Origin of the sequence: Brachybacterium sp. GU-2 (genome assembly GCF_030866705.2) — a bacterium.
Lineage (GTDB): Bacteria > Actinomycetota > Actinomycetes > Actinomycetales > Dermabacteraceae > Brachybacterium > Brachybacterium conglomeratum.
In genome coordinates, this window is record NZ_CP133037.2 from 3,078,126 (window position 1) to 3,095,918 (window position 17,793).

The window sequence follows — 17,793 nt, forward strand, 5'->3', positions numbered from 1 at the left end:
GCGGGGGCTCCCGCCCGTCGACGACCTGCGGAAGGGCGGGGACGACGCGGGGCTGTCAGCTCCGTGGCGGGAGGGTCTCGGCGAGGAAGCCGAGGGTCTGCTGCCAGGCGGCCTCGGCGGCGCCGGCGTGGTGGAGACCGGGGTGGGGGTTGTCGAAGGCGTGTCCCGCACCCTCGTGGAGCACGAAGCGCACCTGCTCGCGGGTGCCGTCGGCGGTGACGGCCTCGCGGATCTGCTCGACCTGCTGGAGCGGGATGAAGGCGTCGGCCGTGCCGAAGTGGTGCAGGCTCGGCACGTCCACCTGCGCGGCGCGGTCCAGCAGCGTCGGCAGCGCGGAGCCGTAGTAGCTGACCAGGGCCGAGACCGGACGGTCTTCGTCGGCGGCCGATGCGGCGGCGGAGAACGCGAGCCCGCCGCCGTAGCAGAAGCCCACCAGCCCCACCCGTTCGGAGTCGACCGCGCCGTGGGCGCGCAGCGCGCCGACCGCCGCGATCGCATCGGCCTCGGCCCGCTCCCAGGGCACGCGCGAGGTCAGCGCCATGCCCTCCTCGAGCCAGGCCTGGAAGTCCTCGCCGTCCTCGATGCCGACGACCGGCGGGTCGAGGCGGGCGAAGAGCTGCGGGGCGAGCACCGCATAGCCGCGGGCGGCGAGATCCGCGCAGCGTTGCTGCATGTACGAGGAGAGTCCGAAGATCTCCTGCAGCACCACGAGGCCCGGCACGGGCTGATCGAGGTCCTCGGGCAGCCAGAGCAGCCCGGGCAGGTCGCCGGCGTCCGTCGGGATCTGAAGCGTGGTCGCACTCACGCCGCGACCCTACCCCGCGCTCGCCCGGCATGCCCGGGGCCGTCGTGCGGAGGGCGTGCGGCGGGGCCCGGCGGACTCAGGAGAACAGGGCGAGGGCGTAGACCGCGAAGAGCAGCAGGTGCACGGTGCCGTGCACCGCGGTCACGCGCGGAGCCGCCGCGGAGACGGCCGAGACCGCGAAGGTCACGCCGAGCAGCAGCAGGTTCGCGGGCGACTCCGCCAGCACCACCGGGCTGCCGGTGGCGAGCCCGATGATCAGCACGGTCGGGATGGTCAGCGCCAGGGTCGAGACGAGCGCGCCGTGGCACAGGTTCACCACCCGCTGCATCTCCCCGCCGGCCGCCGCTCGGAGCGCGGTGAGCGTCTCGGGGGTGAACACGATCGCGGCGATCAGCAAGCCGGACAGGGCGATCGGGGCGCCGAGCCGGTCCAGCCCCTCGTCGAGCAGCCCGGCCATGTCGTGGGAGAGCAGCACGATCGGCAGCACGGTCGCGACGAGCAGCAGCACGCGCAGGCCCAGCTCCGCGCGGTGGCGAGAGAGCGTCGCGCCGATGCCGGGGGAGGAGTCCTCGGTGTCGGAGGCGTCCGCGGCGTCGGCGGGCTCCTCGGCGGACCCGTCGGCCGCGGGGAGCTCCACCTCCTGGAACTCGACCGCCTGCGCGCCGGTCTGGCGCCACAGGAAGACGGCGTACACGGCGACGGTCATCACCGCGATCGCGACGCCCTGGACGGGGGCGTAGGTGCCGTCCTCGCCGAGCACCGTCGGGACCGCGAAGGCCATCGCGCCGAGGCCGATCAGCAGCACCAGGTAGACGGAGGTGCCGGTCCGGTTCACGCGCATCGACTCGCGGCGGATGCCGCCGACCAGCAGGCAGAGACCGAGGACGAGGTTCATGATGATCATCGAGACCGCCATGACCGAGTCGCGGGCGATGGTCGCGTGATCGCCCGGGCCGAGCATCACCGCGGCGATCAGCACCACCTCGATCACCACGATCGACAGGGTGAGCACCAGGGTGCCGTAGGGGTCGCCGAGGCGGTGGGCGAGCGCCTCCGCCTGCGCGACCACGCCGCCGGCGGCGATCACGATCACCGCGACGATCGCGGCGAGGGCGAGCGCGAGCAGCGCCGAGGACAGCGCGCCCGGGGCGGGGAGAGCAGCATCAGCGCGGCGACGCCCGCCCAGCCGAGCAGCAGTCGCGAGATCGCGCTGCGGTCGAGCACCGTGCGGAGGAGGTCCCTCCCGGCGAGGGCGCGGCCCGGGGACTCAGGGCCGCGGGAGCCGGGGACGTGCGGCGCGCCGCCGGGCTCGGGGGAGCGGTCGGGTGCGGCCGACGGGGACGCGGCGCGCGGCCGGCGGGTGCGGGACGAGGGGCTCATCGGATCTCCTGCGAGGCCGTCCTCGTGGTGCGTCCGCGGGCCGGGTCGTCCCGGCCGGGGCGCCGATCTGCCCTCGGCGCGCTCTCACCGTAGCCCGTCGCGCCTGCCCGGGTCAGCTCGTGGTGAGCGGTCTGACCAGGGCGGGCGCGAGACGGGGCGGGCCGAGATGCGCCGAGGCTCAGACGTCGGTCGGGCTGCCGATGCCGACCAGCAGCCCCTGGTCGCCGTCGGCGAAGGCACCGGGGGCGACGTGCAGCTGCCAGGAGTCGCCCTCGGCGGTGGCGGCCGTGCAGTCCGTCGTCCCGAATTCCTCGAAGTCCAGGCCGTCCTCGCAGGTCACCTCGGACCAGTCGGCCATGCCGGCCACCGGCACGTAGGCGTTCTCGGAGGTGAGGGTCTGCAGGGTCGCGTCGGCGACCTCCTCCGCGCCGAGCGGCTCGGCCCCGAACATCGAGCCCTGGCCCAGGCCCGTCAGCATCACGTTCTCCTGGGTCAGCTCCCTCGCCTCCTCGGCGAGCTCGGTGCCGGTGGAGAACAGCACCGCGACCCGGTAGCCGCTCTCGAGGCCGTCCTCGTGCGGGACGGCGACCGTGCTGGCGACCCACTCCTGCGTCGGGGCGGTGTCGTCCGGGCTCGTCGGCCCGACGCAGCCGGCGCTCTGCCCCCTCTCAACCACGAGCTCGTCGGCGCACTCGGCGGTGCCGCCGAAGGGCCCCGCGAGGAGCGCGGCGAGGTCGTCGTCCGCAAGCGTCGGCGCCCCGTCCCCGGAGGTCTCGTCGATGCCGAGGTCCGTGACCAGGAGGATCCGGGTGCGCTCGCCCGCGGCGCCCGGATCCCCCTCCTCCTGGTCTCCTGCCCCCTCGTCGTCCCCTGCCTCGTCCTGGTCGTCGGTCGTCTGGTCGTCCTCGGACTCGGCGTCGTCGCCGGACCCGGCGTCGTCGGACGGCTGCTCGCCGCCGGACTGCTCCTCCGTCGTGGTGGCGGGCTCCTGGGCGCCGTCGTCCCCGGTCCCGGCCTCGTCCCCCGCGCCGCATGCGGTCAGGCCCAGCAGTGCCGTGCAGGCCGCGAGCGCCATGCTGCGGCGCAGGCGACGGGTGGTCGTGGTGCGTGCGTCGAGGTGTCCCATCGGGGTCTCCGTCCCGGCCCTCCCCGGTGCGGCGGGTGCGCCGTCATGGACCGGGGAGCGGTGGCCCGCATCACACCCTGCCCAATGGTCAAGAGAGGGTCAAGTCCATGCCATGAAATGCTTGTGCTGGCGGTGTGGAGATCCTGTGGGGATCAGGGGGCGTGCAGGTCAGCGCCTCTCGCCGGGGCGCGGGTCGCCGTGCAGCCGCCGGTACTCGTCGTCCTCCGCATCCTCGTCCCGGGTGAGCGCGTCGCCGCCCCCGCGCAGGCCCAGCAGCACTCCGAGCCCGGCGCCGACGAGCACGCCGAGAACCGCGCCGATCCACAGGGTGTCGACGACCGCGAGCCCCGTCCCGATCCCGACCACGAACCCGAGGATCATCCCGAAGGGCAGCCAGGTGGCATCGAAGCGGCGGCGAGCAGGCGGGGCCATGGAACCTCTGTCGGGCGGAGCGAGCGGGACGGTCGGGGCGTGCGGCGCGGTCGCGGTGAGGCGCGACGCACGGCAGTCAGACCGACAGGGTAGTCCGCCGCGGACGCGGATAGCATCGGCCCGTGACCACGTCCTCCTCCTCTCCCACCGTGCTGCAGGCGCTGCGCAGCCCGCGCCGCCTCACCACCGAGGTGCTGGCCGGCGCCGTGACCACCCTCGCCCTGATCCCGGAGGTCATCTCCTTCTCGGTGATCGCGGGCGTGGACCCGAAGGTCAGCCTCATCGCCTCCGTCGTGCTCGCGATCTCGATGACCTTCCTCGGCGGACGCCCCGCGATGATCACCGCCGCCGCGGGCGCGGTCGCTCTCGTCGTCGCCCCGCTCGTGCACACCCACGGCGTCGAGTACCTGCTGCCCACCGTGATCCTCGCGGGCCTCGTCCAGGTCGCGTTCGGCCTCGTCGGGCTCGCGCGGATCATGCGCTTCATCCCCCGCTCGGTGATGATCGGCTTCGTCAACGCGCTGGGCATCCTGATCTTCACCGCGCAGCTCCAGCACGTCCTGGACGTGCCCGCCGCGGTCTACCCGCTGTTCGCGCTCACCCTCGTCGTGGTGCTCGCCCTGCCGCGCCTGACGAAGGCCGTGCCCGCGCCGCTGGTCGCGATCGTGCTGGTCACCGCGATCGCGATGATCTTCCATCTCCGCGTCCCGACCGTCGGCGACCAGGGCGAGGTCTCCGGCGGCCTGCCCGGCCTCACCCCGCTCGAGGTGCCGCTGACGCTGGAGACGCTGCAGATCATCGCCCCGACCGCACTGTCCGTCGCCTTCGTCGGCCTGATGGAGACGCTGCTGACCGCGAAGCTCGTCGACGACATCACCGACACCCGCTCCTCGAAGAGCCGCGAGTCCTGGGCGCTCGGGGTCTCGAACATCCTCGCCGGGTTCTGGGGCGGGATCGCCGGCTGCGCGATGATCGGCCAGACCGTCATGAACGTGAAGCTGGGCCGGGCCCGCACCCGCATCTCCACCTTCGTCGCCGGCGTGCTGCTGCTGATCCTGGTCACCGCGCTGTCGGACCTCATGGAGCAGATCCCGATGGCCGCGCTCGCCGCGGTGATGATGGTCGTCGCGGTCTCGACCGTGGACTTCCACAGCGTGCGGCCCGCGACCCTGCGCCGCATGCCGGTCTCCGAGACGCTCGTCATGGCCACGACCGTCGTGGTCGTGGTGATCACCCACAACCTCGCCCTCGGCGTCGCCGCCGGGGCGCTGCTCGCGGTCGCCCTGTTCGCCCGTCGCGTCGCGCACGTGACCCGCGTGGAGCGCACGACGGGGGCCGACGTGACGCGCTACACCGTGCACGGCCCGCTCTTCTTCGGCTCGAGCAACGACCTGGTCGAGCAGTTCGACTACGCCGCCGACGCCGAGCGCGGCCTCCCGGTCGCCGTCGACTTCACCGCGGCCCAGATCTGGGACGCCTCGACCGTGGCCGTGCTCGACTCGGTCCAGGCCAAGTACGTCGAGCACGGCCTCGAGGTCTCCTTCATCGGGCTCGATGACCGCTCGACCCTCTTCCACGGCCGGCTCACCGGGACGCTGAACTAGCTCCGTGCAGCGGGGCCCGAGCCCCGCGACCGGGCGTTCACCAGGTGATCGCCTCGTCCACGCTCGGCCCGCCGAGCACGTGCTGCTTGCAGAAGGCGAGCACCGCCCGGTTCCACACCACGGCGTTCGACGGGGTGAGCACCCAGTGGTTCTCGCTGGTCAGCTGCAGGAAGCGGTGCGGCATGTCCTCCACCTCGCCGTCCCAGGCAGAGACCAGGTCCCACCACAGCCGCAGAGCCTCGGAGACCGGCACCCGGTAGTCGCGATTGCCGTGGGTGATCAGCATCGGGGTGGTGATCGCGTCGACCTCGTGATGCGGGGAGAAGGCCCGGTACCAGTCCGGGTCCTCGTCCTCATGGCGGTGCACGCGCATCTTCGAGGCCGCCGCATCGGTGGTGCGGTGCTGCTGGGGCAGGGCCCAGAGCCCGGCGTGGGAGACGATCGCGTCGAAGCGGTCGGTGTGCCCGGCGATCCAGTTCGCCATGAACCCGCCGAAGGACGCGCCGAGCATCGCGGTGCGCGTCCCGTCGAGCTCCGTCCGGTCGAGCACCGCGTCCAGCAGCGACTCGCATTCGTGGAACACGACGTCGGGCCGGCGCGGCCAGCCGCGGTTCAGCCCCTCGTCCCCGTAGCCGGTGGACATCGCCGGATCCGGCATCAGCACCGCCCAGCCGGCCTCGACCGCGAACCACGGGCACCAGCGCCAGCTCCACGCGTTGTACGAGCCGTGCGGGCCGCCGTGGATCCACAGCATCACCGGCGCCGGTTCTGCGGCGCTCGCGCTCGCCGGGACGCACAGCCAGCCGCCTACCTCGATCCCGTCCACGTCCGTGCTCACCCGCTCGAGGGTGCCGGGCAGCGCGCCGACCGCGCCCGGGGCGGGCAGCTCCGTGACCGTGCCGTCGGCCGCGATCCGCACCGGCCGCGGCGGGGTGCCGACGTCGCTGCGCAGCGCGTGGACCGCCCCGGCCAGCTCTCCGCCCCCGCCGCCGGCTCGGCTGCCGCGGGGCGCGGGGGAGAGGGAGGAGAACACGCCGCCGTCGGCGAGGGTGTGGGCGGAGCCCGTCGTCGCGTCGACGGTGAGGACCGCGCCGGAGGAATGCAGGTCCCCGGCGACCAGCAGGGTGGCCGCGTCGGACCACTCGAGGTTCGTCAGGGTCAGATCGCCGAGCTCGGCGGTGACATGGCCGGTGCTGACGATGCCGCCGCCGGCATGGTCTCCGCCGTCCCGGCCGGCGACGGCCAGGGTGTGGATCTCGAGCCGGTCGTAGCTCGTGTTGGCCGGGGAGGACAGGGTCGAGCGCAGCAGGGCCAGGCGCGTCCCGTCGGGGGAGAAGGAGGGGGAGGAGTACTGCGCCTCGTCGTCGGCCTCGAGCAGCACGGTGCGCTCGCCGGAGCCGACGTCGAGGAGCACGAGATCGCTGCGGGTCTCACCGCCCGCGACCCGCCGCGTCCAGGAGGTCGCGACCGTCTGCGCATCGGGGGAGAGGTCCGCCGAGGCCGAGGTCAGCGCGACGGTTCCGGCCCCCGGGGTGAGGTCGTCGAGCTTCCCGGCGGGGGAGACGAGCAGGAGATGCCGCTCCTGGTCGCCGATCTCGTGGTCCCACTGCCGGATCGGCATGCCGGTGTGCCAGATCGTGGTGCGCTTCGCGTCCTTGCGGGCGCTGCGTCGCCCGGCGTCGTCCTCGAGGGTGCCGCCGGGCAGGACCTGCGTCGCCGCCAGCATCGTGCCGTCGTCCGCCACGGCGAGCAGCTCGAGCCCGCCCGGCGCGGCGGCGACCAACTCCGCCTCGCCGCTCGCGGGCAGGCGCCAGATCCCGGGCTTGTCCTCGAAGGAGTCGCCGCCGGGATCGGGGCGAGCGGAGATGAACAGCACCGAGCCGTCCGGTCCCGGTCGCGGACCGCTCTCGCCCTTCTCCGACCGGGTAAGCCGCCGCGCGGGCTCGGTGCCCGTCGGGTCGAGCTCCCACAGGGCCGACGGGGTGCGGGCCCCGTGCTCGTCGGCCTCCTGGAACGCGGCGACCACCCGGCCGCCCGGGAGAGCGGCGAGGGAGGCGAGGCGGGGCAGGCGCAGCAGCCCCTCGACATCCGAGAAGTCGGTGAACGTCGGGGTGGAGGCGAGGTCGGCAGGGGCGGTGGCGGTGGCGGCGTCGTCGGTGCTCATCCCCGCCACGCTACCGCCGGGTCAGGTGCGGCGGACCCGCTCAGGGGATCAGCACGATCTTCCCGGCGCTGTGCCCGGTCTCCACCGCGGCCATCGCCTCCGCGGCGGCGATGAGCGGGTAGCGGGCGGTGACGTGCGGATCCACCGCCCCGTCGGCGACCAGCCGGGTGATCTGCGCGAGCGCATCCTCGGACGAGGGACGGCCGCCGCCGCCGAGCTCCTCGGCGGTGGCCTGATCGGCCGCGGAGAGGATCCGCGCCCGATCCCTGGTGAGCGGCGCGAGGTCCCGCAGCGGCTGCCCGCCGACGAGGTCGATCAGCAGGTCCACGCCGTCCGGGGCGAGGTCGCGCACCGCGTCCGCGGCGCCGTCGCCGGAGAGGACGTGCTCGGCGCCCGCGGACTCGACCAGCTCCTGCTTCGCCCCCGAGGCGACGCCGAGCACCCGGGCCCCGGCCGCGACGGCGACCTGCACCGCCATCCGGCCGACGCCCCCGCCCGCACCGAGCACCAGCACGGTCTCGCCCGGTGCGGCGGAGGCGGCGAGGTCCCAGGCGGTCGTCCCCGCCACCGGCAGCGTCGCCGCCTGCTCGCAGGCGACCTCCGGCGGGCGGTGCACCGCGGCGGAGGCCGTCAGCACGGTGTGCTCGGCGAAGGCGCCGAGGCCGCGGGCGGGCGCACCGAGAACGTCGTCCCCGATCTCGAAGCCGTTGACCCCCTCGCCGAAGGCGGTGACCACGCCTGCCGCCTCGAGGCCGAGCGCGAGCGGCAGCGACCCCGTGGTCCCGAAGAGTCCCTCGCGGCGCTTCGCGTCGGCCGGGTTCACCCCCGCCACCCGCACCTCGATCGCGATCTCACCGGGCCGCGGCGCGGGCGCCTCCCGGGTGCTCAGCTGCTGGTTCTCGGGCCCGCCGTAGGCGGTGGTGACGAAGACGGTGCTCATGCCCGGATCCTTCGCCGCTTCGCTGCGCGGGTCAAGGCTCGCCGGGACAGGACGGGCCGGCCGGGTCGGGGCGTGGCCCGGCGGCGCGAGGCAGAACCGGACGGTGCGGCCGCGGAGCGGGCCGTGATCCTCTCAGGGCGGTGCTCGTCCCGGAAGTGCGGCGCCGACGGTGCGGACCCAGAGCACGGGCTCGGTGGTGTGGTCTTGGTTCGTCGGCATCGGACAGCGCATGTGTCGCAGAGAACTGCGTACATCATGTACGTGATGTACGCAGTTCTCTGCGAGGACTTCCCTGTTCCCTGCCCCCGTCCCCTGTGTCCTGCCTCGTATGGCGGGCGGGAGGGCTGTGCGCGGGCGGGCGATCCATCGGTAGGCGTCGGCGAAGGGGCCTGTGGGGCGCCGGTGACGCGCGCCGGCGAAGGAGCTCGGGGCCGCCTGCGGTGAACGCAGGCGCGGCCCGCCCGGACTCAGATCTCCTGGCGGCGTACCAGGCGCAGCACGGTGCGCAGGAGCATCATCACCAGCAGGATGATCCCCACGTAGCCGTTGATCACGTAGACGATGTTGACCATCTGCGAGAACGGCAGCACCAGACCGATCAGGGTGCCGACCGCGGCGAGCACCACGGTGAGCCGCTTGAACTTGTGGGTGCCGTCGGCGAAGAAGCGCTGGGAGACGGTCCACAGCAGCGGCACGGCGGTGGTGAAGATACCCGCGAGGATGATCAGCGAGAAGCCCGAGGCGAGCACGGGGCTGATGTCGTTCGCCAGGACCAGCATCGGGATCTCGGTGCCCGCGACGACCTCGATGTTCGCCAGCAGGCCGAGCCCGACGACCATGCAGGCGATCGCGAACAGGGCGCCGCCGAGGATGCCGCCCGAGGCGGCCTCGCGGTTGCTGCGCGTGGTGCGGCCCAGCGCCGTGAGGAACGCAGCGAGCCACAGCATGCAGAAGCCGACGTAGGACAGCCCCGACATGAACCAATTGTTCGAGGCCTGCACCAGGTCGAGCGAGGGGAGCATGGACACGCCCTCGTCGATCCCGTGCGAGGAGCGGACGATGCCGACGATGCCGAGGGTGATCGCGATGACCACGATGATCGGGCCGATCTTGCCGATCACGTCCACCAGGCTCGAGAGCCCGAACCAGGCCGTCAGCCCCACCACGACCGCGAGCGCCACGCCGCCGATGTACTTCGAGAGGCCGTAGTGCTCCTGGAACACGGCGCCCGCGCCGGAGACCATCACGGTGAAGCTCAGGAACACGAACAGGACCGAGAACCAGTCGAAGAAGGTGCCGAGGTACTTGCCGCAGTAGTAGTAGAAGATCCGCGAGGGCTTCTCGAACTGGTGCTTCCTCCCCACGAGGAAGAACTCCACGCTCACGTAGGAGATCAGCACCAGCACCAGCGGGCCGGAGCCGAAGATCCCCCAGTAGCCGTAGGACGTGAAGTACTGCAGGATCTCCTGCCCGGTCGCGAAGCCCGAGCCGATCAGGAAGGCGATGATCGCCCCTGCATAGGTGAGGACCCTGAGCGGGCCCTTCTTCTCAGTCGTCGCGAGGTCACGGCGTGTGGTCGTCTGTGCCACGGAAGCTCCTGTCCGGGGACGGCCCGGCGCGGGTCGCGGCCGTCCCTCATCGGACTGCAGGCACCGGCGCGCCGGGAGGGTGCCGGTCGACGTCGACCCGGGCACCACTGATATATGAGTTGTCGGACGTCAATGTATGTGGCGCCTCTCACGCCGTCAAGCATGTGATCACATACTCGACGGCGTGAGGGGCGCCTGGAGTCATGCCATCGTCGCCGGGCTCGGTACCTGTGAGGACGTCATCCCCGTGAGCGCCGGGCCCACGTCGTCGGCCGGACGGGTCGGGCGCCGACGGCGCAGGAGCCGCATGGCGTTCGCGATCACCGCCAGCACCGACGCCTCGTGCACCAGCATCCCGATCGCCATCGTGACGCCGCCGGCGAACACGCCAGCCAGGAGCAGCGCCACCGTCGCGACCGCGAGGACGATGTTCTGGCGCATCACCCGCACGGTGCGGCGGGCGAGGCCGAGGGCCTCGGGCAGCCGCAGCAGGTTGTCATGCATCAGCGCGATGTCCGCGGTCTCGATCGCGACACCGCTGCCTGCCGCGCCCATCGCCACGCCGATGTCGGCCGTGGCGAGCGCGGGGGCGTCGTTCACGCCGTCGCCGACCATCGCGACCGTGCGTCCCTCGCGCTGCAGCGCGGTGACCGCGGCCAGCTTGTCCTCGGGCAGCAGCCCGGCGCGGACCTCGTCGATCCCGATCTGCGCCGCGACCGCCTCGGCCACCCACCGGTCGTCGCCGGTCAGCATCAGGACGCTGCGCACGCCCTCCGCGTGGAGGCGTCGGACCATCTCGGCGGCCTCCGGACGCAGCCGGTCCGCGACCGCGAGCACGCCGATCACGGTGCCGTCGAGCGCGACGGCCATCGGGGTGCGGCCGAGCCCGGCCAGGCGCGCGATCTCCTCCTGCGCCCCGGCGGGGACGAGGACGCCCTCGTGCTCCAGCAGCGGCAGGTTCCCGACAGCGACGCGCCTGCCCTCGACCGCGGCGACGATGCCCTTGCCGGGCACCGGCTCGGTGTGCTCGGGCAGGTCGCCGGGGACGATGCCCTCCTCGGCCGCGCCCTCGAGCACCGGGCGGGCCAGCGGGTGCTCGGACCCGGCCTCGGCCCGTGCCGCCCAGCGCAGCACCGCGGTGCGGTCCAGGGCGGGGTCGAGCACGGTGACGTCAGTGAGATAGGGGCGGCCCTCGGTGAGGGTGCCGGTCTTGTCCAGCGTGACGGTGTCGACCTCGGCGCTGGTCTCGAGGAACTCCCCGCCCTTGATGAGCAGGCCGTCCCGGGCGCCGCGGCCGATGCCGGCGACGACCGCGACCGGGATCGAGATGACCAGCGCGCCGGGGCAGCCGATCACCAGCAGGGTCAGGGCGAGCACCACGTCGCCGGTGGCGAGCCCGGCGAGCAGGGCGAGCAGGATGATGCCCGGTGTGTACCAGGTGGAGAAGCGCTCCAGGAAGGTCTGGGTGCGGGCCTTCGCGTCCTGCGCCTCCTCGACCCGGTGGATGATCCGGGCCAGCGTCGTGTCGGCGCCGACGCCGGTGGCGCGCACCTGCAGTAACCCGCCGGCGGAGACGCTGCCGGCGAACACCGGGTCGTCCTCGCCCTTCGCGGCGGGGATCGACTCGCCGGTGATCGCGGCCTCGTCGATCGCGCCCGTGCCGGCCAGCACCGTCCCGTCGACCGGGACCTTGGCGCCGTTCTTCACGAGCACCGTCTCGCCGAGGCGGACCTCGGCGGCCGGGATCTCGACCTGCTGCCCGTCCCGCAGCACGATCGCGAGATCGGGGGCGGCGGCGACGAGCTCGGTGAGCGCGGAGCGGGTGTGGTCCATGGTGCGTGCCTCGAGCGCATGCCCGACGGCGAACAGGACGGTCACCGCGGCGGCCTCCCAGTACTCGCCGATCACCAGGGCGCCGGAGGCGGCGATCGTGACCAGCAGGTCGATGCCGACGGTGCGCACCTGGAGGGCGCGCACGGCGGCGAGGAGGATCGGAGCGCCCGCGACGACCGCGGCGAGCACCATCAGGGCGTCGGAGGCGAGGAGGGGGATCGGGCGGTCGAGGTGGAGGCCGAGCTCGCCGTGCCCGGCGCCGAAGGGGTTCACCCCGGCGCTGAGCGAGAGCAGGGCGGCCACCAGGATCAGCGCCCCGGCGAGCACCGGCGTGCTCCACGGGCCGCGCCACCAGCGCTGCAGGGCGGTCATGACAGGTCCTCTCGGTCAGGTGATGGATGGGGGCCGGCTCAGAAGGCCGACGGCGCGGCCGTGTAGCCGGCCTTCGCGATCGCGTCGACGATCTGCTCGGTGGTGGCCACGGCCGGGTCGTGCTCGACCTCGACGCGGCTGGACGCGAACTTCACCGTGACGTCCTGGACGCCCTTCAGACGACCGACCTGCTTCTCGATCTTGGCCACGCACGAGGGGCAGCTGAAGCCCTCGGCGCGGAAGACGGTGCGGGTGCTCGCGGGGGTGGTGGAACCGGTGGTGGCAGACATCGGATGCGGTCCTCTCTCTCGGTGCTGCGAGGGTGTCTCCCTCGCTGTCACCTCGACCGTAGGAACGAACCGTCGGCCCGACCATGACGGCGGTCAATCAACCGCACCCTGTTTCTGACCAGGACCGATGTCCCGGTCGGCCCGCGCCGTGCGGGCTATCCTCGCGCAATGACCGCCCCTGACGGGCGGCGCACCATCCCGCTCGCGGAGGTGACGCTGCCGCACCAGTGCCCGGCCCCCGTGCGCCTCGGCGTCCTCGCCCGCTCCGCCTACTTCCACGGCCTGGACGAGCAGGCGCTCGAGCGGGTCGACCGACGCATGCGCACCCTCACGATCCCGGCCGACGCGCCCGTCTTCCGGGCGGGGGAGCCGGCCGACGCGCTCTACGTCGTCGCCGAGGGACGGATACGGATCGTCGAGGACACGGCCTCCGGCTCTGTCGTGGTCACCGACATCCTCGGCCCGGGTCAGATGTTCGGCGCGATGAGCAGCCTCGGCGACCCGGTCCACCAGCGCACCGCGACCGCGCTGGTCGGCTCCTGCCTGCTGCGCATCGGGCAGGAGGCGTTCCGCGAGGTGATGGTCGAGAACCCCGTGGTCGGGCTGCGGGTCGTCGACGACCTCGCCGCACGGCTCTCCCGTGCACAGTCCGACATGGGACGGCAGAGCACCGCCACCGTCGAGCAGCGCGTCGCTCGGGCGCTGCTGCGCCTCGCCGACTCCCTCGGCGAGGACCGGGGCGCCCAGGGCCTGCTGCTCGAGGTGCCGCTGTCCCGCGCGGACCTCGCCGGTCTCGCCCGCTCCACCCCGGAGTCGGTCTCCCGCGTGATGAGCGCACTGCGACGCGAGGGCGTCATCGACTCCGGCCGGCGCTGGACCTCGATCCTGGACCGCGACGCGCTCGAGGAGCGGGCCGAGGACACGTGAACCGGACTGCCGAGATCGGGCAGGATGCAGGGACGGCTCGTGAGGGACTGCGAGGCACGGGCCCCCTCTCGGACCGCTCCGCCTGACCAGATCATCCAGCCGAAGGGATCCGCTCCGATGGCAGAACACCGCGACGCCGACGACTTCAGCCCGCCCCCGTTCTCCTTCGCACTCATGGGCCATCTCGCGACAGGGATGGTCAAGGCCGCCGTGATCGCCCTGCTTCTCTGGGGTCTGGGACTGACGGGGTGGACGGCGAGCCTCTCCGCGGGATCCGCGATCACCACGGCCGTGGGCGTGATGGTGGCGATCGAGCTCGCCACCACCGGCGTGGAGCGGATCTTCGTCCTCCGGCACCGACACCCGGACCCCGGGAGCATCACGATGACGGCGATCGTCGCCGTGCTCCCGCTGCCGATCGGCCTTCTCGCCGGGCTGGTCCTCGGCCCGGCGCCGTCGTCGGCCCTGACCACGATGGTCGTCACCACGGCGGTCTACTGGATCGCGCTCGTGACGCTGGAGCGTCCGTGGGCCGACGGGGACACCCAGGCCGACATCCGCAGGAAGCACGAGGAGACGAGGGCGATGACTAGGGAGCAGTTCCGGTCCGAATGACCTGCGTCCTCGCCGGCGTCGGACCCTCGTGGTCCTCTGGTGCCCCCGGCAGGATTCGAACCTGCGACACCCGCTTTAGGAGAGCGGTGCTCTATCCCCTGAGCTACGGAGGCGCTCCGGTCCGGTCGGGGATGAATCCCCATGACCGAAGGCCTGGGTCATCGTAGCCTCCCATGGCAGGATCGCTCCATGTCGACCGCATCGCACGAGACCGCCGCCACCGTCGCCGCCGTGATCCTGGCCGGGGGAGCGGCCTCGCGCCTGGGCGGCACCGACAAGACCCGCCTGCCCATCGCGGGCGCGAGCGTGCTCGAGCGTGTGCTGCGGGCCGCCCCCGTCGGCCGCCGCATCGTCGTGGGCCCGAGCGGGGCCGACGGCGGCGACCTCGCCGCCCGCCACGGCGCCCGCTTCGTGCTCGAGGACCCGCCGCGCTCCGGGCCGCTGGCCGCGCTCGCCCGCGGCGTCGCCGAGATCTCCGAGGCGCCCGACGAGGCGACCGTGCTGGTCCTCGGCGGGGACATGCCGCTGCTGCGCCCCGAGACCCTCCGCGCCCTCGCCGCCCGCAGCGCCGAGACCGGCCGCGTCGTCGCCCTCGAGTCGAAGGACGGGCACGTCCAGTTCCTCGGCGCCGCCTGGCCGCTCGGCCGGCTCCGCGCCGCGCTCGCCCAGATCGAGCACACCGGCGGCGGCTGGGCGGACCTCAGCCTGCGCCGCCTCTACGGCACGCTCGCCGACGACGAGCTCGTGAGCCTGCCCGTCACCGGCTCCGAGGCCGCCGACATCGACACCCCCGACGCCCTGGACCAGGTGCGCCGCGCCGCCGGCCCCCGCATCGCGCTCGCCCAGATCGAGGTGCCCACCGACCACGCCTCGATGGTCGCCGTGGTCCGCGGCGCCGTCGCCGAGGCCGCCGAGGAGGGCGCCCACCTCGTGCTCCTGCCCGAGGCGACCCTCACCCCCTTCGGCACCGACCTGCGCGCCGCCGCCGAGACCCACCACGAGGACTTCGCCCGCCTGCTCCAGGAGCTCGCCGACGAGCACTCCCTCGTGGTGGTCGCCGGCTCCTTCAGTCCCGCCGACGACGGCCGCGTCCACAACACCGTCCTCGTGCGCGGCGCCGGCGGAACCCCCTCGCTCGAGTACCGCAAGATCCACCTCTTCGACGCCTTCGACGCCGACGAGTCCGCCACCGTCGCCCCCGGGCAGGAGCTGGTCACCTTCGACCTCGCCGGCGCCCGCTTCGGCCTGGCCACCTGCTACGACATGCGATTCCCGGAGCAGTTCACGGCGCTCGCCCGCCGCGGCGCGCACGCGATCCTGCTGCCGACGGCCTGGGCCGAGGGTCCCGGCAAGCGCGAGCAGCTCCAGCTGCTGCTGCGCGCGCGGGCGCTGGACTCGACCTCGGCGATCCTCGCCGCCGACCAGTCCCCGCCCGCCGGCTACACGGGCAGGGCCCCGCGCGGCGTCGGCCGCTCCGCCGCCGTCGGCCCGCTGGGCCGGATCCGCCAGGAGCTCGGGCTCGAGCCCGGACTGCTGATGGTCGACCTGGACCTCGCCGAGGTCGAGACGGCGCGCGCGGCCCTGCCCGTGCTGCGCCACGCGGTGCCGCTGCCCGAGCGCTGAGCCCGCGGCGAGCACGACCTGATCACGTGGCTGTCGGGCGCGCGACCGGGCGGGCCCGCCTGTCGGCGTGACCGGGGGAACAGACCCGTCCCGACAGCCTCGCGTACCCTGCCGGGGTGAACACCCTGCTCAGCCGCCATGCCTCCGTTCGCGCCGCCGCCCTCGCAGCACTCTTCGCCGCCCTGCTCGCCGCGCTCCTCGCGCTCGGCGCGCCCGCGCAGGCCCACGACACGCTGCTCGAGTCGGATCCGGCCGACGGCGCGACGCTGGAGACCTCGCCCGAGGCGATCACCCTCACCTTCTCCGCCGACATCCTCGAGGTGAGCCCGCTGGTGCGGATCACCGACGAGTCCGGCGAGCAGCTGGCCGAGATCACACCGAGCGTCGACGGACCCGTCGCCACCGCGACCCTCGAGGAGCCGCTGCCCGCCGGGACCAGCACCGTCCAGTGGCGCGTCGTCTCCAGCGACGGCCACCCCATCGAGGGCACCTTCGAGGTCACCGCCGAGCAGGACACCGCCGCGGAGGAGACCACCGAGGCGCCCGCCGAGGAGAGCAGCCCCACCGAGGAGAGCGCCCCTGCGGAGACCACCACGCCCGCCGAGGAGGACGAGCAGGCCACGGCAGAGGCCGCCGAGGACGAGAGCGGCTCCTCCATGACCCCGCTGCTCATCGTGCTCGGCGTCGTCGTGGTCGGCGCGGTCGTCGCGGTGCTGCTGATCATGCGCCGCCGCGACTGACACCCGGCCCGTCGGTCGCTGGGCCGGACCCGGACACGGAAGAACCCCCGAGGTATGCCTCGGGGGTTCCTCGTTGCTCAGGGGGAGCGGGACTCAGTTGTCCTTGTCGTCGTCCCCGCCGAGTCCGAGTCGGTCGCGGGCGGCGTCCGCTCCCTTGTCGACGTGGCCGTCGACGTTGTCCGGAGTGCGACCCTTGACCTGCTCGGTCGCACCGTCGAGGCCCTGCTCGACCTTGTCCGGGTTGTCGTCGGCGAAGCCCTTGGCCTTGTTCAGCGCGTCATCGAAGCCCATGTTCATGTCCTTTCGTTCGCGGAACCACCCCGTGACCGAGGCGACATCGCCAACCTACGACGCCCTGCCGCCGTGACTCAAACGTGACCCGACGATCCGACCTGATCTGGTCGAATCTGCGCGCGACAGGCGTGATCGGTGGCAAAGCGCGCAATACTGTCTGCGTGAGCATGCGCGAAGCCGGGTCCCGCCCCTCCCTGTCGACCCCCTCGAGCCCGTCCGAGGCGCCGCGCCGCGCAGCGAGGGGACGCAGCGCCCGCTGGGACCACGTGCTCTCGCTGCTGACCACCACCAAGCGCCTCAGCGTCGCCGAGGTCGCCGCTGACCTCGAGGTCAGCGAGTCCACGGTGCGACGGGACTTCATGGAGATGGAGCGGGCCCAGCTCGCCCGCCGCACCCACGGCGGGATCGTCGCGGTCGACGTCGCCTACTCTCTCGCCAGCGTCCCGCGCGCGGCCGATGAGGGCTCCGGCCAGCGCGAGCGGGTCGCGGACCGCGCCGCCTCCCTCGTCGAGCCCGGGCAGATCATCGGCTTCAACGGCGGGCGCACCACCACCTCCGCCGCGCGCCGGGCCGTCTCCCGCTCCGACCTCGACTCCCGCGACGGGACGCCGGGCCTGACCGTCGTCTGTGCGGCGCTGAACATCGCGACTGAGGCCGTGCTGCGCCCCTCCGTGCGCACCGTCGTGCTCGGCGGCGTCGCCGAGCCCTACTCCTTCGAGCTCACCGGCCCCATCGCCACCGCCACCATGCGCGACCTGTGGCTGGACACGATGTTCGTCGGCACCGTCGGACTCGACCTCGGTGCGGGCCTGACCTGCAACTCCGACGCTGAGGCCGGCGTCACCCGGATGATGATCGGGCACTCCCGCCGCGTCGTCGGCCTCGCCACCGCCGACAAGATCGGCCACCGCGCGCTCGCCGGGATCTGCCCCGTCTCCGTGCTCACCGACCTGATCATCGCCGGCCCTGTCCCCGAGGACCTCCGCGCCCATCTGCAGGAGAGCTCGGTGCGCCTGCACGAGGTGTGAGCAGGTCGGGCGTCCCACGGGCGGCACGCCT

Annotated in this window: 17 protein-coding genes and 1 tRNA gene; 6 read left to right on the forward strand and 12 right to left on the reverse strand. The window is 73.4% G+C overall.

The window, feature by feature from the left end:
- Window positions 1-55: 55 nt before the first annotated feature.
- From RBL05_RS14115 to RBL05_RS14135, 5 genes are all read right to left on the reverse strand, one after another.
- Window positions 56-805: a dienelactone hydrolase family protein gene (locus tag RBL05_RS14115; protein ID WP_308738929.1), complete on the reverse strand. Its 750-nt coding sequence runs from the start codon at window positions 803-805 to the stop codon at window positions 56-58.
- A 76-nt stretch (window positions 806-881) separates the two neighbouring features.
- Window positions 882-1,898 carry a calcium:proton antiporter gene (locus tag RBL05_RS14120; RefSeq protein ID WP_318603803.1) on the reverse strand — a complete coding sequence of 339 codons (1,017 nt, stop codon included), beginning with the start codon at window positions 1,896-1,898 and terminating at the stop codon, window positions 882-884.
- Window positions 1,895-2,185, reverse strand: a complete 291-nt coding sequence (locus tag RBL05_RS14125) for a hypothetical protein (RefSeq protein ID WP_318603804.1) — start codon at window positions 2,183-2,185, stop codon at window positions 1,895-1,897. Before RBL05_RS14125 ends, RBL05_RS14120 begins: the two co-directional genes overlap by 4 nt.
- Before the next feature lie 178 nt (window positions 2,186-2,363).
- Entirely contained in the window at window positions 2,364-3,311 is a 948-nt protein-coding gene (locus tag RBL05_RS14130; protein ID WP_308738927.1) for a hypothetical protein, read from the reverse strand.
- A 168-nt stretch (window positions 3,312-3,479) separates the two neighbouring features.
- The gene (locus RBL05_RS14135) at window positions 3,480-3,743 is read right to left on the reverse strand and encodes a hypothetical protein (protein ID WP_308738926.1); all 264 of its coding nucleotides are present in this window, start codon (window positions 3,741-3,743) and stop codon (window positions 3,480-3,482) included.
- A gap of 122 nt (window positions 3,744-3,865) precedes the next feature.
- Between RBL05_RS14135 and RBL05_RS14140 the strand changes: the two genes are divergently transcribed.
- Window positions 3,866-5,347 (forward strand): SulP family inorganic anion transporter, encoded by a 1,482-nt coding sequence (locus RBL05_RS14140; RefSeq protein WP_308738925.1) that lies wholly within the window; start codon window positions 3,866-3,868, stop codon window positions 5,345-5,347.
- 37 nt (window positions 5,348-5,384) lie between these two features.
- Here RBL05_RS14140 and RBL05_RS14145 read toward each other — a convergent pair whose 3' ends face one another.
- From RBL05_RS14145 to RBL05_RS14165, 5 genes are all read right to left on the reverse strand, one after another.
- Window positions 5,385-7,511: an alpha/beta fold hydrolase gene (locus RBL05_RS14145; protein WP_308738924.1), complete on the reverse strand. Its 2,127-nt coding sequence runs from the start codon at window positions 7,509-7,511 to the stop codon at window positions 5,385-5,387.
- A gap of 40 nt (window positions 7,512-7,551) precedes the next feature.
- Window positions 7,552-8,451, reverse strand: a complete 900-nt coding sequence (locus tag RBL05_RS14150) for an NADP-dependent oxidoreductase (protein ID WP_318603805.1) — start codon at window positions 8,449-8,451, stop codon at window positions 7,552-7,554.
- A 467-nt stretch (window positions 8,452-8,918) separates the two neighbouring features.
- Complete coding sequence (locus RBL05_RS14155) at window positions 8,919-10,040, reverse strand: hypothetical protein (protein ID WP_308738922.1); 1,122 nt, start codon at window positions 10,038-10,040, stop codon at window positions 8,919-8,921.
- Window positions 10,041-10,241: 201 nt separating this feature from the next.
- Complete coding sequence (locus tag RBL05_RS14160; protein WP_308738921.1) at window positions 10,242-12,245, reverse strand: heavy metal translocating P-type ATPase; 2,004 nt, start codon at window positions 12,243-12,245, stop codon at window positions 10,242-10,244.
- Between the two features lie 38 nt (window positions 12,246-12,283).
- Complete coding sequence (locus RBL05_RS14165; protein WP_062947547.1) at window positions 12,284-12,535, reverse strand: heavy-metal-associated domain-containing protein; 252 nt, start codon at window positions 12,533-12,535, stop codon at window positions 12,284-12,286.
- Between the two features lie 168 nt (window positions 12,536-12,703).
- Between RBL05_RS14165 and RBL05_RS14170 the strand changes: the two genes are divergently transcribed.
- Together RBL05_RS14170 and RBL05_RS14175 are read left to right on the forward strand one after the other, a co-directional pair.
- Window positions 12,704-13,462 (forward strand): Crp/Fnr family transcriptional regulator, encoded by a 759-nt coding sequence (locus RBL05_RS14170; RefSeq protein WP_308738920.1) that lies wholly within the window; start codon window positions 12,704-12,706, stop codon window positions 13,460-13,462.
- A 117-nt stretch (window positions 13,463-13,579) separates the two neighbouring features.
- Window positions 13,580-14,077 carry a hypothetical protein gene (locus tag RBL05_RS14175; RefSeq protein ID WP_308738919.1) on the forward strand — a complete coding sequence of 166 codons (498 nt, stop codon included), beginning with the start codon at window positions 13,580-13,582 and terminating at the stop codon, window positions 14,075-14,077.
- A gap of 37 nt (window positions 14,078-14,114) precedes the next feature.
- Here the strand turns inward: RBL05_RS14175 and RBL05_RS14180 are convergent.
- Window positions 14,115-14,190: transfer RNA gene (locus RBL05_RS14180), tRNA-Arg, on the reverse strand.
- A gap of 76 nt (window positions 14,191-14,266) precedes the next feature.
- Here RBL05_RS14180 and RBL05_RS14185 point away from each other — a divergent pair.
- Both RBL05_RS14185 and RBL05_RS14190 read left to right on the forward strand, forming a co-directional pair.
- Window positions 14,267-15,700 carry a nitrilase-related carbon-nitrogen hydrolase gene (locus RBL05_RS14185; protein ID WP_308738918.1) on the forward strand — a complete coding sequence of 478 codons (1,434 nt, stop codon included), beginning with the start codon at window positions 14,267-14,269 and terminating at the stop codon, window positions 15,698-15,700.
- A gap of 116 nt (window positions 15,701-15,816) precedes the next feature.
- Window positions 15,817-16,440, forward strand: coding sequence for a copper resistance protein CopC (locus RBL05_RS14190; RefSeq protein ID WP_308738917.1), 624 nt, complete (start codon window positions 15,817-15,819; stop codon window positions 16,438-16,440).
- 93 nt (window positions 16,441-16,533) lie between these two features.
- Here RBL05_RS14190 and RBL05_RS14195 read toward each other — a convergent pair whose 3' ends face one another.
- The gene (locus RBL05_RS14195) at window positions 16,534-16,731 is read right to left on the reverse strand and encodes an antitoxin (protein WP_062947552.1); all 198 of its coding nucleotides are present in this window, start codon (window positions 16,729-16,731) and stop codon (window positions 16,534-16,536) included.
- Between the two features lie 170 nt (window positions 16,732-16,901).
- Here RBL05_RS14195 and RBL05_RS14200 point away from each other — a divergent pair, with 170 nt between their 5' ends.
- Window positions 16,902-17,762 carry a DeoR/GlpR family DNA-binding transcription regulator gene (locus RBL05_RS14200; RefSeq protein ID WP_308741166.1) on the forward strand — a complete coding sequence of 287 codons (861 nt, stop codon included), beginning with the start codon at window positions 16,902-16,904 and terminating at the stop codon, window positions 17,760-17,762.
- The last annotated feature ends 31 nt before the right edge of the window (window positions 17,763-17,793 follow it).

Excerpts from the sequence above, each read along its gene's own strand:
- RBL05_RS14125 (WP_318603804.1), bottom strand. The coding sequence starts at position 2,185 with ATGAGCCCCTCGTCCCGCACCCGCCGGCCGCGCGCCGCGTCCCCGTCG.
- RBL05_RS14130 (WP_308738927.1), bottom strand. The coding sequence starts at position 3,311 with ATGGGACACCTCGACGCACGCACCACGACCACCCGTCGCCTGCGCCGC.
- RBL05_RS14135 (WP_308738926.1), bottom strand. The coding sequence starts at position 3,743 with ATGGCCCCGCCTGCTCGCCGCCGCTTCGATGCCACCTGGCTGCCCTTC.
- RBL05_RS14145 (WP_308738924.1), bottom strand. The coding sequence starts at position 7,511 with ATGAGCACCGACGACGCCGCCACCGCCACCGCCCCTGCCGACCTCGCC.
- RBL05_RS14150 (WP_318603805.1), bottom strand. The coding sequence starts at position 8,451 with ATGAGCACCGTCTTCGTCACCACCGCCTACGGCGGGCCCGAGAACCAG.
- RBL05_RS14160 (WP_308738921.1), bottom strand. The coding sequence starts at position 12,245 with ATGACCGCCCTGCAGCGCTGGTGGCGCGGCCCGTGGAGCACGCCGGTG.
- RBL05_RS14165 (WP_062947547.1), bottom strand. The coding sequence starts at position 12,535 with ATGTCTGCCACCACCGGTTCCACCACCCCCGCGAGCACCCGCACCGTC.
- RBL05_RS14170 (WP_308738920.1), top strand. The coding sequence starts at position 12,704 with ATGACCGCCCCTGACGGGCGGCGCACCATCCCGCTCGCGGAGGTGACG.
- RBL05_RS14175 (WP_308738919.1), top strand. The coding sequence starts at position 13,580 with ATGGCAGAACACCGCGACGCCGACGACTTCAGCCCGCCCCCGTTCTCC.
- RBL05_RS14185 (WP_308738918.1), top strand. The coding sequence starts at position 14,267 with ATGTCGACCGCATCGCACGAGACCGCCGCCACCGTCGCCGCCGTGATC.
- RBL05_RS14195 (WP_062947552.1), bottom strand. The coding sequence starts at position 16,731 with ATGGGCTTCGATGACGCGCTGAACAAGGCCAAGGGCTTCGCCGACGAC.
- RBL05_RS14200 (WP_308741166.1), top strand. The coding sequence starts at position 16,902 with ATGCGCGAAGCCGGGTCCCGCCCCTCCCTGTCGACCCCCTCGAGCCCG.